Source organism: Bradyrhizobium sp. T-12, assembly GCF_058314695.1.
In genome coordinates this window covers 2,689,565-2,705,062 of record NZ_CM177756.1, presented here as the reverse complement: position 1 = coordinate 2,705,062, position 15,498 = coordinate 2,689,565, and the positions used below count along the sequence as shown (strand labels likewise).

Sequence of the window (15,498 nt, the reverse complement as noted above, 5' to 3'; positions counted from 1 at the left end):
GCATCAGAACTGGCCGGGCGGCAGCTTGAAGATGTCGGGGCTCTTGGCGTCGGCCACGTAGAACAGCAGCAGGCTGGTCGGCGTCAGCATGCGTTGGTTGTTCTCCTTGTTCTCGAACGTGCCCTGGAGCAACAGGATCACCGAGCGATCCTTGGCGTCGCTGCCGCGGAACATCACGATGCCGCCGGCGACAGGCATGTTGACCGCGATGGAGTCGGGCTTGAAGCCTTCGCCCATGAAATGGGCGCGCAGGATGTTGGCGTTGGAGAACAGCTTCTCCGGCGTCATCGCCGTGTCGGTCCCCTTCGACCAGACCGCGCCGACCTGGATCAGCGATTTGGACTTGTAGCCGAACACGTAGGAGAGTTCGGCGGTCCCGCCGTTCGGCAGCAGCTCGGGAACCGACAGCAGGATGCTGTGCGTCAACTCGGACGCATTGTCCTGCGCCTTGATGGCCTCGGGCCTGACGCTGAAGTCCTTCGCCATCGCCGCGCGGACGTCGACCTCGTTCATGCCGAACTTCGCCGAGCGGAAGCCGTCGATCGCCTTGATCTTGTCGTCCGCGCCTGGTGCCTCCGCCGAATTCGTCCCGGCGGCGACGGCCGTGCCGGCTGCGGAAGGAGCCCCGGCAGCAGCGGCTTTGGGTGCCGGTGCAGCCTTCTGCTTCGGCACGGCGCCCTGGGCCGCGAGCGGCCCGGCTGCAAACGAGGTGAGCAGGCCGACGACGGCCGGAACGAGATAGATTTTGCGCATCGAAAACCTTCGAAACAACTTGAAAGAACGCTTCAAAAATCGGTAGCTGCGAAATCGACTTCCCCGAACCTTCACCGCAACAGAGGCGGAAAATGTTGCAACGCCATAAGGCGCTACAAGACGCCACCGAGGAGACCAAGTTCGAAACAGCGACTCTTTGGCGGCGTAGGAATACGGTATCGGGCTGCCAAACGCTGCGAATGAACATTCACAAGCGCATTTTTTGATCAATTGTGGACGCCGGCCGATCGCGCTAAGCATCCGAACTGGGGCAAGCCATCATGCAAAGAACTCCATGACCGAACGGCCTTCCGCTTTCGCGGTCGATCGCCGCGGCCTCATTCGTCTTGCGGGAGCCACCGCCGCAGGATGGATCGCGCTCGGCGCAAGTTCGGATCGCATGCGGATCGTCGCATCGTTGACTGCATTGCCGCTCGACGACGAGCTGACAAAGCGGGCCATGATCGACAGCGCGACCTCGCGCCTCGGCGGTCTCATCGTCGGCTTGAGGCAGCGCGGCTGGGTCGAAGGCGTCAACTTCCGCCTCGAGCTGCGTTCAAGCTTCGGCGCACCGGACCGGCTGAAGGCGGCCATTCAGGAGTTGCTCGACCTCAAGCCGGATGTGATCCTGACGGGATCCACCGTCGAAACCGCGGCGGTCCTTGCCGCCACCAAGACCATTCCGGTCGTCTTTGCCACCGCCAACGATCCCGTCGGCAACGGCTTTGTCGAAAGCCTCGCCCATCCCGGCGGCAACGTGACCGGCTTCACCAACAGCACCGCCGAGATGGGTGGCAAATGGCTGCAACTGATCCGGGAGGCGGTGCCCGACCTTGCGCGCGTCGGTGTCCTGTTCAATCCGGCGACCACACCTCGGGCGGGACGCTTCTTCCTAGACTCGATCGAGCAGGAGGCGGCGGAGTCCGGGGTGTCGGTCCTCGCCGCCCCCGTGAGCGCGCCGGCGGAAATCGAAGATGCCGTCAGGCGCTTCTCCGAACCGCCCAAGGCGGCGATGATTGCGCTGGTCGACAGCTTCCTCGTCGTCAACCGCCAGGCGGTCGTCGCCGCGGCGGACAAGTATCGCGTGCCCACGATCTATCCGTTCCATTACTTCATGGATGCCGGCGGGTTGATGAGCTACGGACCGACGCTGGAAGTGCGCTCGGCCGATTACGTCGATCTCATCCTGCGCGGAACCAAGGCCGGCGATCTTCCGGTGCAATCGCCTCGGAAATTCGAGCTCCTGATCAACCGCACGGTTGCTCGCACGCTCGGATTGACCATTCCATTCACGCTGCTCGCGCGTGCCGACGAGATCCGCGAGTGAACGAGACGATCGACCAGGGACATTTGCGGACGCCTCCCGGCCGGCTGTTCCGCAAATATCTCTACTCGATCCTCGCCCTCGCCTTTGCCGCGCTCGCCATCAACACCGGCTTCGACGTCTGGTTCTCCTATCGCGAGCAGAAGCAGCTTCTGGCGGCAACCCAGCGCGAGCAGGCAGCGTCCGCGGCGATCCAGATCGGCCAGTTCGTCGGCCAGATCGAGAACCAGATCAGATGGCTCTCCCGCCTGCCGCCGGAGCTGTCGAGCAACGAAGACGAGCGGTTGAACGCCATCCGTCTCCTGCGCCTGTCGCCGGCCATCGCGGAGATCGCCGAGCTGGACTCGCGCGGGCTCGAGCAGGTCCGGGTGTCCCGCCGCGTGGCGGACAGGATCGGCAGCAAGGCCGATCTGTCCGCCTCGCCTGCCTTCCGCGGCGCCAACGAAAGCCGCGCATATTATGGGCCGGTCTACTTCTTCGCCGACACCGAGCCGTTCATGACGCTCGCCACGCGCGGCACTGGCCGCAATCCGAACGTGATCGTCGCCGAGGTCAATCTGCGTTTCATCTGGGACCTCGTCACCGGAATCAGGGTCGGCAACACCGGCAAGGCCTATGTGGTCGATCGCATGGGAGTGTTGATCGCGCATCCGGATTTGTGGCGGGCCCTGCAGCGCAGCGACCTCTCCGGCCATGCCGACGTCCGCTCCGCGCTCGATGGTGTGGGACCGCCCTCCGGCGGATTGGTCAAGGAGGATCTGACCGGCCAGCGCGTGCTGTCGACCTATGCGACGGTCCCCTCGCTCGGCTGGCTGGTGTTCGTCGAGCTGCCGCTCACCGAAGCCTATGCGCCGATCTATGCATCGATCGGCCGTTCGACCTTCCTCCTCGTCGTCCTCCTGGTCGGTGCGGTGCTGGTCTCGCTTTTTCTCAGCCGGCGCATGACGGGGCCGATCCAGCTCCTGACGCAGGGCGCACGGCGGATCGGGAGCGGCGATCTCGGCCTTCGGCTCGCGATCAAGACCGGCGACGAGCTGGAAGCGCTCGGCGACCAGTTCAACCGCATGGCCGCGCACCTACGCGAATCCTATGCGACGCTCGAGCGCAAGGTGATCGAGCGCACCTCCGAGCTGGAGAAAGCGCGCGATCAGGCCCTGGCCGAGCACGATGCCGCCGAGCGCGCGCGCAGCCTCGCCGTGCAGGCCAACGAAACCAAATCGCGCTTCCTCGCCGTCGTCAGCCACGAGCTGCGCACGCCGCTGAACGGCGTGATGGGCGTGCTGCAATTGCTCGACGACGGCACCATCAGTGAAGCACAGCGGCGCCACCTCGCGACCGCAGCCGCATCGGGCGAAACGCTGATCGCGCTGGTCGACGCCGTCCTGGAATATGCCCGCCTGGAGGCCAGCACCGAGACGCTGGAGCCGCGCAATTTCCGCCTCGACCAGCTGATCGAGACGGCCGCCGAGCTGATGCGTCCGCAAGCCCTGGGCAAGGGGCTGACTTTCGACCTGGCCTGCGATGCGTCGGTCCATGCCTCGGTGCATGGCGACCCCGTCAGGCTCAATCGCATCCTGCTCAACCTCATCGGCAACGCCATCAAGTTCACGCCGTCAGGCGGGATCGCCGTGAACGCGGCCGCCGGGCGGCACGACGATCATGTCCTGCTGCGCGTCACCGTTCGCGATACCGGCATCGGCATCGCCCCCGACATGCACGAGCGGATCTTCGAGGATTTCGTGCAGGCCGACGACAGCATCGCGCGGCGGTTCGGCGGCACGGGCCTCGGCCTTGCGATCGCGCGGCGCCTCAGCCGCCTGATGCGCGGCGAGTTGACGGTTGCGAGCACGCCGGGCGCGGGCAGCACGTTCACCTTCGAAGTGCCGCTGGACCTGGCAGCAAGCGGTGTCGCGCAAGGCGCGCTTCCGCCACCGTCGCGGCCGCTCAACGTGCTGCTGGTCGACGACGATCCCGTCAATTGCGAGGTCGGAGAGGCGATCCTGAAACGGCTCGGCCATCACCCCATGATCGCCAGGAACGGTGCATCGGCCGTCGCGCTCGCCCGCGATCATTCATTCGACGTCATCCTGATGGACCTGCACATGCCCGACATGGACGGCGTGGAGGCCGCATCGCGGATCGCCAAGCTCGGCCTGCGGAGCACGCCGCGCATCATCGCCGTCACGGCGGACGTGTCGACCAGCGCGCGCGAACGGCTCGCGGATGCCGGCATCGTCCAGATCGTCAGCAAGCCGATCCTGGTCAACGCGCTGCGCGAGGCGCTCGAGGACGATCCGCACGTCGCGCCGGCCACGGCACGGCTCGCCGTGGGCGCCTTGATCGACCGGGACTTCCTCGACGACCAGAGGGAACTGCTGGGCCCGACCCAGATCGCAAAGCTGCATCATCTGCTGCAGGAAACCAGCGACAGACTGATCGAGGACATCACCAGGGCCGCAGCGACCGGCGACCACAAGCAGCTCGCGCGCTTTACCCACCAGCTCGGCAGCGCCGCCGGCGCGCTCGGCCTCGTCAGCCTGTTCGAGCACTGCCGCGAGGTCGAGGACGCCGCCCCATCACTGTCCGCGCCTGAATGCAAAGATGCCGCGGGAAAGCTCGCAGCGCTCCAGAAGGCCTCGATGAGTGCGCTGGACGAATTGCTCGCACCGGCCGAACAGCGGTCGGTCGGCTAGACAAATCACTTGGTATGCCATGCACGACATAGAACTCGATGCAAGCACTTGGAAAACTGCTCAGGATTTTCGACTAGCGCTCAAGGCTGCAATGGGAGCGCCAGAATGGCATGGCGATATTGTGGGAGCATTCCTCGACTCGATTTTTGGCAGAGGGATGAACGCTCTCAAAGCGCCCTATGTGATCAAAATCGTGAACACGGGCGAGTTGGCGCCCGAAGTGATACAGATGGTTCACGATTTCTCATCAGCGATCGCGGAGACACGAGCGCGCAGGCTTGCCCGCATTGGTGAGGATGTGGAAGTTCGGCTCGAAATCGAGGCCTGACAGAGGCGCGATCATGAGTTGTCCTCAGCGCGACCGCATGCCTTCCTCCTCGCGGCCAAACCGCTCGACGAGGAAGTCGATGAACAGCCGCACCTTCACCGACAGATGCCGCGTCGGCGGATACACCGCATAGAGTGCGAGCGGCGGCGCGGCATAGTCGTCCAGCACCGTCCGTAGCTCGTCCTTCTTCAACGCATCAGTCGCGATGAAGTCCGGAAGCAGCGCAAGCCCCCTGCCCTTGATCGCGACGTCGCGCAGCACTTCGGCGTTGTTGACGCAGAGCGACCAGGCCGGCTGGATCCAGTGATCGCCGTCGCTGCCTGTGAGCTTCCACTGGTTGCCGGTGAGCAGGAAGCCGTAGGTCAGCGAAGCATGGTCGCGCAAATCCTGCGGATGCTTCGGCGTGCCATGCCGCGCCAGATAATCCGGCGAAGCGCAGATCATGCGCGTCACCGGCATGATTTTTCGCGCGATAAGGCTGGAGGATTCCAGTTCCGCGATCCGCAAGGTCACGTCAAAGCCATCCTGGACCGGATCGAGCAGGTCGTCGCTGAGCACGATCTGGAGCTGCAGGTCGGGAAAGCGCGCCATGAAATCGGCGAGCACCGGCCCGAGCCGCATCGTGCCGAACGACATCGGCGCGTTGACGCGGAGCAGCCCGCGCGGCGCCGACTGGGCCTGCGTCACCGCCTGGTCGGCGGCCTCGACCTCCGAGAGGATGACGAGCGCGCGTTCGAAATAGCGCTGGCCGTTCTCGGTCGGACTGGCGTGCCGCGTGGTCCGGTTCAGGAGCTGGACGCCGAGGCTTTCCTCGAGGTCGGCGATGTATTTGCTGATCGCCGAGCGCGACAGCCGCAGCTGCCGACCGGCCTCGGCAAAGCTGCCGCTTTCCACCACCTTCACGAAGGCCCGGAGGCTGCCGAGCTTATCCAAAGGCTGCTTCCACCGATTGTTTCCAAATCGTAGACATAGCCGTCATATTTGCATGGATTGTCTTCAATCCAAAGCGGAACAATATTTCCACCCAGAGAGCGAAACCGCTCCTCGAGTTCTGGAGGACAACAATGTCTGGACTGCACCATGTCACCGCGATCGCCGGCGACCCCATCCGCAATTTCGGCTTCTACACACGGGATCTGGGCCTGCGCTTCGTCAAGAAGACGGTCAATTTCGACGATCCCGGCACCTATCACTTCTATTATGGAGACGAGACCGGCCGCCCCGGCACCATCCTGACCTTCTTCCCCTGGGCCGGCGTGTCACCCGGACGCCGCGGCGTCGGTGAGACCCATCAGACCGCCTTCCGCGTGCCGCAGCGCTCGCTCGGATATTGGACCCAGCGCTTCACCGAGAAGGGCATCGCCTACGAGGCACTTGAAAAGCGTTTCGGCGAGTCCGTGCTGCCGTTCACCGATCCTGACGGCATGGCGCTCGCCCTCGTCGGCATTCCCGGCGCCGAGAATGAGCCCGGCTGGAGCAATGGCGACGTGCCGGCCGAGCATGCCATCCGCGGCTTCCACGGTGTGACGCTGCTGCTCGACAGCGCCGCGAAGACCGCCGCCGTTCTCACCGACGTGTTCGGCTTCAAGGAGACCGGCCGCGAAGGCTCGGTGATCCGCTTCAAGGCCCCGGGCGATGCCGAGGGCAGCGTCGTCGACATCTACGAGGCCAAGGGCTTTCTGCGCGGGCATCAGGGCGGCGGCTCGGTGCATCACATCGCCTTCCGCGCGGCTGACGATGCCGAGCAGGGCCGGATGGCGCAGAAGCTCATGAGCAATCACGGCCTGCATCCGACCGAGCAGCGGGACCGCAACTACTTCCGCTCGATCTACTTCCGCGAGCCCGGCGGCGTGCTGTTCGAGATCGCGACCGACATCCCCGGCTTCGCCGTCGATGAGCCCGTCGCGACGCTGGGACGCGACCTCAAGCTGCCTGTTTTCCTCGAGCATCAGCGCAAGCAGATCGAGGGCGTGCTGCCGAGCCTGGAAGAGACCGCGTCATGACCGAGAATGCCTTCATCCATCGCTTCGAGCCCGCGACCCGCGCGGGCTCCCCTCCGCTGCTGCTGCTGCACGGCACCGGCGGCGACGAGAACGACCTGCTCGGGCTCGGCAGGATGATCTCAGCAGGTTCCGCCCTGCTTTCGCCGCGCGGCCGCGTGCGCGAGCACGGCATGCCGCGCTTCTTCCGTCGTCTCACCGAGGGCGTGTTCGACGAGGACGATGTGCGCCGCCGCGCGCAAGAGCTCGGCGACTTCGTGAGCGAGGCGCGGCAGCGCTACGGCATCGCCGCGCCTGTCGCGGTCGGCTTCTCCAACGGCGCCAACATCGCAGCCGCGCTGTTGCTGCTGAAGCCGGACGTGCTTGCCGGCGCGATCCTGCTGCGCGCGATGGTGCCGCTGTCGGATCCGCCAAGGGCCGATCTTGCAGGCAAGCCGGTCCTGCTGTTGTCCGGGCAAGGCGATCCGATCGTGCCGGCCGGCAATTCGGCCAGGCTTGCGGCCCTGCTCTCGCAAGCAGGTGCGAGCGTGACCCACAGGGTGCTGCCGGCGGGCCATCAATTGTCGCAAGCCGACGTGACGCTCGCCCGCGACTGGATCGGCAATGTCGACGCGGAAGCCGCATGAGAGGAGCGGCGCATCGTTTTCGAACGGTGCGCCGCCGCCTTGCATCGGTTACTTGACCTCGGCGACCTTCGGTCCGGATGACAGCATCTGCGCGTTGGCAGCCAAGGGCCGGTTCGACGGCGATGCAGGGTCAGGCAACCGGAAAGCGGCGTCGGGCGGCGTTCCCTGGGATGGTCGACGGGCAACACTCGCGGGAAGCACGATCACTTTCGCTCCGACCTTCACCCGCTCGTAGAGGTCCATGACATCTTCATTGGTCAGCCGGATACAACCGGACGAAACCCGCTTCCCGATCGTATCGGGCTTGTTGGTGCCGTGAATTCTATATTCGGTCTCGCCCAGATACATCGCGCGCGCGCCGAGCGGATTGCCGGGACCGCCCGCCATGAACCGCGGCAGATAAGGCTGACGTCCAATCATCTCTGCGGGCGGATGCCAATCCGGCCATTCCGCTTTGCGAGCCACGGTCTGCTCACCGGACCATGTGAAACCCTCGCGGCCAACACCGATGCCGTAGCGCAATGCCTGCGTATCGCTCAGGACGAAATAGAGGAACGTGTTTTTGGTATCGATAATCACGGTGCCAGGCGCCTGGCGGCTGGCATAGTCCACCACTTGGCGGGCAAGAGCGCCGGGACCCTCAGCGGCTTTCGGTGGTTCGACCAGAGGCGCCGGGGCCGGGGCCGGAACTGGAGCCGGAGGCGGCGCCGAGGCATGAACCGGAGGTGCCACGTAAACCGGAGTTGACGAGGCCTGGGCCTGGGATGCGGATGGTTTCCGTGCCGGTGGCACGCTCGCCGGGCGAGAGAGCAAACCGTACCCCAATGCGGCGACGGCCACGGCGCCGATTGCAACCCTCGCGACCATGGGTATTGCGAGCGTTTCCGCTTTCTTGCGCTTGGCCCGCTTGCTCATATCCGTCCCCAGGTCACCATGCCCGAAGTGGTAACCCGGCAAAATTTAAGAAACTTCGAAGCGATTGCGTTCAGGTTGAAACCGTCGATGATGGTTAACGCAGAACCAGTGGAGCACACCCGCTCCGCCTGGCGGCTGCGGGGCACGTCCAGGCGGGAAGGCGGTGGTCCTGTCGGGCGTCGAAGGCGGAACCCACCTCTCGCCCCGCTGTCGGCAGGGCGAGGTCGTTGCGCCCGAAGCAACTCGCTCAGATCAGGAAGTCGGTCGCATGCAGGTTCGCCGCCTGGACGCCGTCGAGCGTGATGGTATCGCTCGCCGACAGATGAATCACGGCATCGCCGGCGTCGTTGTCGCTGATCAGTTTCGACAGCGCCGTCCAGTCCGCAAACCCGTAGTTCTGCACGTTGATCAGATCGTGCTCGGTCACGGTGCTGCCGACCGCCTTGTTGCCTTGATCGAAATCGGTGATCAGGTCGTTGCCGGAGCCGGTGTTGAAGACGAAGGTATCGCTGTTTCCTCCGCCCGAAAGCTGATCATCGCCGGCGCCGCCGTTGAGGATATCCCTGCCGCCGGTAATCGAGCCCGGCGTTGCGGGGGCATAGTTCGCGGCATCTCCATAGAGGTGATCGTTAGTCCCCCCGCCGGTGAGAATATCGTTACCGCCTTGGGCATTGCCGGACATGGTCCGTGCATCGCCGAAGAGCTCCGGGTGCGCAAACTGGACGGTGTCGATGCCATCGAACGCAAGTGTGAGAATGTCATCGCCCCCTTTGGCATTGTCGGTCAGCGAGGTCACCGAATCTCCGTAGCCAAATCCGCCTGTCATGGCGACGTCAGTGCCGAAACTGAAGCTGATGTTGTCGTTACCGCCATGCGCATCGCCGCCGATGGAGCCGATGGCATCGCCACTGGCCGTCGCAAAGCCCTGCAGAGTGTCCACGTCGATGTCGATCGTGTCATTGCCGCCCTTGGCCGTGCCACTCATGGAACCACCGGCATCGCCGGCATACAGATGGTCGTAGCTTCGCCAGCCCACCGCACCCGTGATGGTGTCACTGCCGCCCTGGGAACTGCCCGACATGTCGCCGGCAACATCGCCGAAAACATGGACGTCGGTGTACAGCCCCCTGGCCTGGACATCGATCGTATCGTTGCCGCCCTCGGCGTCGTCGGTCATCGCCTGGGCATCGCCGACCACGAGGAACGAGTTCCAGCCGTAGTTCAGATTAACGGTCAGAGTGTCGTTGCCGCCGTGGGACTGGCCATGCAACGTCGTATTGTCGTCGCCGAAGATCGTGACATCGGCTTCGGGCTGGGTGACGGTTGCCGTCACGGTGTCGTTGCCGCCCCAAGCGTCCGTGGTGGTCGGAAAGTTCGGATCGCCGTAGACGGTTTCGATTTGACCAAACTGGTCGAGCAGGACGTCGATGGTGTCGTTCGGCAGATGCTGCATGGCGTAACTCCCATTTCATTGTCGGAAGCGGGCCTGACGTCGCTGGATTTTTTGCGACGTGCTGTGACCCGCTTCGCGGAGACGAATGTAGTTTTGTTGGATGGCGGAGGTTTGCTGGAATTCGGGACAGAGTTTGATAGCGACGAGTTTCGCTGCGTCGTGCAGCGAACTCGTCATGGCGCGGTCGCGATCGCGATGCCGCCCTTGCTCCGGGCCCTCAGATGATGAAGTCGGCTGGATGCAAGTCCGCCGCGTGAACCCCGTCCAGCGTGATCGATGCGCTGGCGGAAAGATGGATCACGGCATCGCCAGCGGTATTGTCGCTGATCAGTTTCGACAGCGCCGCCCAGTCCGCGAAGCCGTAGTCCTGCACGTCGATCAGGTCGTGTTCCGCTGCGGTGCTGCCGACGACCTTGTTGCCCTGGTTGAAGTCGTTGACGGTGTCGTTGCCGGAGCCCGTGTCGAAGGCGAAAAGGTCGCTGTTTCCACCGCCCCACAGCTGATCGTCGCCAGCCCCGCCGTTCAGCGTATCCATGCCGCCGGTGATCGACCCGGGCGATGCAGGCTCATAGCTCCACGCATCGCCATACATGAAGTCCCGGCCGGCGCCGCCGTTGAGGATATCGTTGCCGCCATGAGAATGACCCGACATGATCGGCGCGTCGCCATACACGAACGAGATCGCATCCGCATACTGGCCGTCGATCTTGACGTTGAGGACATCGTCGCCCCCCTGGGCAAGATCCATCAGGGACGTCGACGAATCGCCCGACAACCGTCCGCCGGATATGGCGCTGTCGCCGTTCAGCGTCACGGTCAAATTGTCGTTGCCGCCTTGTGCGAGACCTCGCAGGGCACCGATGGCGTCGCCGCTGATGGTCGCCCCTCCGTCGGTGGTGAGCACGCTCACATCGATCGTGTCGTTGCCGCCGTGCGAAGTGTCGATCATGGAACCGCCGGCATCGCCGGCGAACTGGTTCTCGCCACCGCGCCACCCGATCGAGCCGGTCATGTCGTCATGGCCGCCCTGCGCGTTGCCTGACATATCCCCCGCAACGTCGCCGAAGGCCGAAACCGTGGTGTAGACCGTGCCGCCGGCATCCGCGACGATGGTGTCATTGCCGCCCTTGGCGTCGTCGATCATCGACTGGCTATCACCCACTACGACGGCGGTGTCCCAGCCGCCGTCGATGTCGGCGATCAACGTGTCGTTTCCGCCTCGGGAATGACCAAGCAACATCGTGTGGTCGTCGCCGAAGATCGTGATTTTGGCATTGAGCGCGGCGACGGTGGCCGTCACGGTGTCGTTGCCGCCCACGACGTCGGTGGATGCCGGAAAGCCGGGATCTCCGTAGACCGTCGCGATTTGGCCAAATTGGTCAAGCGTGACGTCGTAGCTGTCGTTCGGCAGATGCTGCATGGCGTAACTCCCATTTCATTGTCGGAAGCGGGCCTGACGCCTGCAGAATGCTTTTCTTTTGCAAGACGCGTTGTTGACCACGCTTCACCGGGAGCGAATCTACCTTTGGTAGATGGCAGAGATTTGCAGGAATTCGGGAGAGAGTTTGATTGCCGCAGGGAACCGCGCTGCGTTCCCGCTGCACGGCGACGGCCGACGCGCCGATGCTGGATTGCCGGTGTTTTGCCCGACGGATCAATGCCCCGGCGCATCGCCTCGAGCATTGAATGCGCAAGACGCAAGCCATTGAAATGACTACGCCCGGCTACTGTGCATGGGGTTGTTTTTCAGATTCTTGTTTGGACACGCCAAAAAGATTGGCCCCTCCCGATGGGGAGAGGCCAGAATTGAAGCAACAGGCTCGGCTTGATCGGGCGTTCCTTACTCCCAGGACCAGGTCGAGAAATCGTTCTCGTATTGCGGGACGTCCTTCCAGACGCCCTTCAGCTTCTTGGCCGTGATGGTGATCAGCTGCGGCTGGTAGAGATAGGCGGAGACGGCGTCGGTGGCCAGCATGCGCTGGGCGTCGCCGAGCAGCTTGGCACGGGCGGCCTCCTCCGGCGTCGACACGATCTGCTTGTAGAGCGCGTTGAACTTCTCGTTGTTGTAGCCGAGATAGTAGTCAGGCTCAGTAATCTTGACGAGGTCGAACGGCTCGACGTGGCTGACGATGGTGAGATCGAAATTGTGCGGCCCGTTGCCGGCGAAGACCTGCGACAGCCATTGCGCCCATTCGACGTTCTCGATCTTGGCGATGATGCCGACCTTGGCGAGCTGGGCCGCGGCGATCTCGCCGCCCTGCCGCGCATAGGACGGCGGCGGCAGCTTGAGCGACAGTTCCAGCGGCGTGGTGACGCCGGCTTCAGCGAGCAGCTTCTTGGCCTTCTCGGGGTCGTAGGGGTTGACGCCAGTGGTGTCGACATAGCCGAGCGCACCAGGCACGTAGAAGCTGCCGATCGGCGTACCGAAACCATCGACGGCGCCGTCGATCATCGCCTTGCGGTCGATCGCGGCGAGGATGGCGCGGCGCACGCGGACGTCGTCGAGCGGCTTCTTGCGGTGGTTGATCGCGACGATGGTCTTGGCCCTGGAGCCGCCGACCAGAACGGTGAAGCGCGGATCGGCCTTGAACTGCGCCAGGGCACGCGCCGCGGCGACGCGCGGGAACGCATCGACGTCGCCCGAGAGCAGCGCCGCCACCTGCGCCGCCGGATCGGAGATGAAGCGGATCGTCACCTTGGAGAGCTTGATCGCCGAGGCATTGCGATAGTCTGCCCATTTGGTCAGCGTGATCGAGGACCCCTTGGCCCAGGCCCCTAGCTGATAAGGTCCGGTCCCGACCGGCTGCGTGACGTTGGTCGCCGCGCTCTTCGGCTCGACGATCGAGCCGCCCGCCTGCCCGAGCAGGAACGGCAGGTTCGGCTCGGAATATTTCACCGTGATCACGACCGTGTCGGCGTCGGGCGTCTCGACCTTCTCGAAAGCCTGGTACAGGCTCTTGTCCTTGTTGGTGCTGTTCGGCGCGGCGTTGCGCTCGAACGAGAACTTCACCGCGGCGGAATTGAACGGCTCGCCATTGTGGAATTTGACGCCCTTGCGCAGCTTGAACGTATAGGTCTTCAGGTCGGGCGATGCGGTCCAGCTCTCGGCCAGCAGCGGCGAGGTGGAACCGTCCTCGTTGATCTTGGTCAGGGTCTCGTAGATGTTGTAGAGCGTCACCTCGGCGATCGCGGCAGCCGCGGCGTTGGTCGGATCGAGCCCCGGCGGCTCCAGCGCCATCGCCATGACGACGCTGTCCTTCTTGCTTTGCGCCAGCACCGGCAAGGGCGCTGCCAGCAACGCGGCGGCAAAGGCGACGATCGATAGTTTCCTGAACATGCGTACTCCCCGGCCTGCTTTTGTCTTAAGCCTACGCCAATCCTGCTTGGGACGCTAACCTTCCATGGCCGTCCGCGGCAACGCCATCACGGCCTCCGCCCTGTGGCAGGCGGCAAGGTGCCCCTCGCCGACCTTGCGTAACGCAGGCAAGGCTTCTCGGCAATGCTGCTCGGCGAGCGGGCAGCGCGCGACATAGGGGCATCCGGCCGTCGCCGCCGATTGCGAGGCGATCGCCTGGCCGCCGCGCCGCCGCCGGCCGCCGACGGCACGCGCCCGCGGCACGGCCTCCAGCAGCGCCCGCGTATAGGGATGGGCGCAATGCTCGAACAGGTCTTCGGGGCGGCCCTGCTCGACGATGCGGCCGAGATACATCACCGCGACCTCGTCGCAGAGATAGTCGACGACGGCGAGGTCATGGCTGATCAGGATGTAGCTCAGGCCGAACTGCTCCTGCAGATCCTGCATCAGGTTCAGCACTTGGGCCTGCACCGAGACGTCGAGCGCGGAGACCGGCTCGTCGGCGACGATCAGCTTGGGCTGGGTGATCAGCGCGCGCGCGATGGCGATGCGCTGGCGCTGGCCGCCGGAGAATTCGTGCGGATATTTCTCCATGTCCGCATCGCGCAAGCCGACCTGGCGCAGCACGGCGGCGACGCGGTCGCGGAAGGTGGTGCGATCGGCGCCTTCCAGCACGGTCAAGGGCTCGGCCACGATGCGCGCGATGGTCTGGCGCGGGTCGAGCGAGCCGTAGGGATCCTGGAACACCATCTGGAAATCGCGCCGGGCGCGGCGCAGCTCATCCGCGGGAATGCGGTTGAGATCGCGCCCGAGCAGCGCGACCTGCCCCGACGTCGGCCGCTCCAGCGCCATCACCAGCCGCGCGAAGGTCGACTTGCCCGACCCGGATTCGCCGACGACGCCGAGGCTCTTGCCCGCGGCAACCTGCATGCTCACGCCATTGAGAGCACGGACCTGCCCCGGCGGACGAAACAGGCTCTCCCGCGGCAGTGCGTAGCGCTGCTCGAGATCCCTCACGTCGAGAAGCGGTGCGGCGGTCATGCGGTCAGCGCTCCAACACGTTCTGCCATCGAGACGTCAGTTCGGACGCAGCGCACGCCATGGCGAGGTCCCACCTCCACCATCGGCGGCAGCGCGGCGCGGCACGCATCGATTACCAGCGGACATCGCGCGGAGAAGGTGCACCCAGCCGGCAAATCAGCCAGCTCCGGCACGGTGCCCGAGATCGTCATCAGCCGCGTCCCCTTGCGCGCGCCGAGCTTCGGCCGGGCGCGGAACAGGCCTTGCGTATAGGGATGGCCCATGCGGCGGAAGACTTCGTCGGTCGGTCCGCTCTCGACGACGGTGCCGCCGTACATCACCATCATGCGCTGCACGTTCTCGGCGATGACGCCGAGATCGTGCGAGATCAGGATCATCGACATGCCGCGTTCCTCGACGAGGTCGGCAATGAGGTCGAGGATCTGGCCCTGGATAGTGACGTCGAGCGCGGTGGTCGGCTCGTCCGCGATCAAGAGATCCGGCTCGCAGGCGAGCGCCATCGCGATGGTGATGCGCTGACGCTGGCCACCGGAAAACTGATGCGGATAGGCATCGACCCGCCTCGCCGGATCGGGCAATCCGACGCGATCGAGCAAGGCAATGGCTTCCTGGCGTGCCTGTGCCGCCGAATGCTTCTTGTGACGTCGCAGCGGCTCGGCAACCTGATGCCCGATCGTGTGCATCGGATTGAGCGCGGTCATCGGCTCCTGGAAGATCATGCTGATGCGGTTGCCGCGCAGGCGGCAATAATCCGCATCCGGCAGCCCGGCGAGCTCGTTGCCGTCGAGCCTGATGCTGCCCGAGACCACGGCGCTATCAGGCAGCAGCCCCATGAGCGACATCGCGGTGACGGACTTGCCGCAACCGGACTCGCCGACCAGCCCGAGCGTCTCGCCGCGCTTGAGCGAGAAACTGACACCGCGCACGGCCTGCGCCGGCCCGCGGCTGGTGTTGAGGCGGACGCCGAGATTGTCGACCTCGATCAGCGGCATATCGGAGCGCTCAACCAT

Annotated in this window: 13 protein-coding genes; 5 read left to right on the top strand and 8 right to left on the bottom strand. The window is 64.7% G+C overall.

Annotated elements, in window-relative coordinates:
- Positions 1 to 3 precede the first annotated feature (3 nt).
- Positions 4 to 753 (bottom strand): hypothetical protein, encoded by a 750-nt coding sequence (locus AC0WRY_RS12675; RefSeq protein WP_491123176.1) that lies wholly within the window; start codon positions 751 to 753, stop codon positions 4 to 6.
- A gap of 295 nt (positions 754 to 1,048) precedes the next feature.
- Here AC0WRY_RS12675 and AC0WRY_RS12670 point away from each other — a divergent pair, with 295 nt between their 5' ends.
- From AC0WRY_RS12670 to AC0WRY_RS12660, 3 genes are read left to right on the top strand one after another with little or no spacing between them, the layout of a single operon-like run.
- Positions 1,049 to 2,080 carry an ABC transporter substrate-binding protein gene (locus AC0WRY_RS12670; protein ID WP_194407295.1) on the top strand — a complete coding sequence of 344 codons (1,032 nt, stop codon included), beginning with the start codon at positions 1,049 to 1,051 and terminating at the stop codon, positions 2,078 to 2,080.
- On the top strand, positions 2,077 to 4,770 hold the full coding sequence (locus tag AC0WRY_RS12665) for a hybrid sensor histidine kinase/response regulator (RefSeq protein ID WP_194407294.1): 2,694 nt from the start codon (positions 2,077 to 2,079) through the stop codon (positions 4,768 to 4,770). The genes AC0WRY_RS12670 and AC0WRY_RS12665 overlap by 4 nt, the downstream gene beginning before the upstream one ends.
- Positions 4,771 to 4,789: 19 nt before the next feature.
- Positions 4,790 to 5,098 (top strand): barstar family protein, encoded by a 309-nt coding sequence (locus AC0WRY_RS12660; RefSeq protein ID WP_194407293.1) that lies wholly within the window; start codon positions 4,790 to 4,792, stop codon positions 5,096 to 5,098.
- A 24-nt stretch (positions 5,099 to 5,122) separates the two neighbouring features.
- Here the strand turns inward: AC0WRY_RS12660 and AC0WRY_RS12655 are convergent, their stop codons facing one another.
- Entirely contained in the window at positions 5,123 to 6,031 is a 909-nt protein-coding gene (locus AC0WRY_RS12655) for a LysR family transcriptional regulator (RefSeq protein WP_194407292.1), read from the bottom strand.
- Between the two features lie 131 nt (positions 6,032 to 6,162).
- Between AC0WRY_RS12655 and AC0WRY_RS12650 the strand changes: the two genes are divergently transcribed.
- Together AC0WRY_RS12650 and AC0WRY_RS12645 are read left to right on the top strand one after the other, a co-directional pair.
- Entirely contained in the window at positions 6,163 to 7,101 is a 939-nt protein-coding gene (locus tag AC0WRY_RS12650; RefSeq protein ID WP_194407291.1) for a ring-cleaving dioxygenase, read from the top strand.
- Positions 7,098 to 7,724 (top strand): alpha/beta hydrolase, encoded by a 627-nt coding sequence (locus AC0WRY_RS12645; RefSeq protein ID WP_491123175.1) that lies wholly within the window; start codon positions 7,098 to 7,100, stop codon positions 7,722 to 7,724. The genes AC0WRY_RS12650 and AC0WRY_RS12645 overlap by 4 nt, the downstream gene beginning before the upstream one ends.
- Before the next feature lie 48 nt (positions 7,725 to 7,772).
- Here AC0WRY_RS12645 and AC0WRY_RS12640 read toward each other — a convergent pair whose 3' ends face one another.
- From AC0WRY_RS12640 to AC0WRY_RS12615, 6 genes are all read right to left on the bottom strand, one after another.
- Entirely contained in the window at positions 7,773 to 8,639 is an 867-nt protein-coding gene (locus AC0WRY_RS12640; protein WP_194407289.1) for a L,D-transpeptidase, read from the bottom strand.
- A gap of 247 nt (positions 8,640 to 8,886) precedes the next feature.
- Positions 8,887 to 10,092: a calcium-binding protein gene (locus AC0WRY_RS12635; RefSeq protein ID WP_194407288.1), complete on the bottom strand. Its 1,206-nt coding sequence runs from the start codon at positions 10,090 to 10,092 to the stop codon at positions 8,887 to 8,889.
- Between the two features lie 217 nt (positions 10,093 to 10,309).
- Positions 10,310 to 11,410 (bottom strand): calcium-binding protein, encoded by a 1,101-nt coding sequence (locus AC0WRY_RS12630; RefSeq protein ID WP_491123174.1) that lies wholly within the window; start codon positions 11,408 to 11,410, stop codon positions 10,310 to 10,312.
- A gap of 522 nt (positions 11,411 to 11,932) precedes the next feature.
- Positions 11,933 to 13,429 (bottom strand): ABC transporter substrate-binding protein, encoded by a 1,497-nt coding sequence (locus AC0WRY_RS12625; RefSeq protein WP_194407286.1) that lies wholly within the window; start codon positions 13,427 to 13,429, stop codon positions 11,933 to 11,935.
- A 54-nt stretch (positions 13,430 to 13,483) separates the two neighbouring features.
- Complete coding sequence (locus AC0WRY_RS12620) at positions 13,484 to 14,488, bottom strand: ABC transporter ATP-binding protein (protein ID WP_212067043.1); 1,005 nt, start codon at positions 14,486 to 14,488, stop codon at positions 13,484 to 13,486.
- Positions 14,485 to 15,498, bottom strand: coding sequence for an ABC transporter ATP-binding protein (locus AC0WRY_RS12615; RefSeq protein WP_194407284.1), 1,014 nt, complete (start codon positions 15,496 to 15,498; stop codon positions 14,485 to 14,487). Before AC0WRY_RS12615 ends, AC0WRY_RS12620 begins: the two co-directional genes overlap by 4 nt.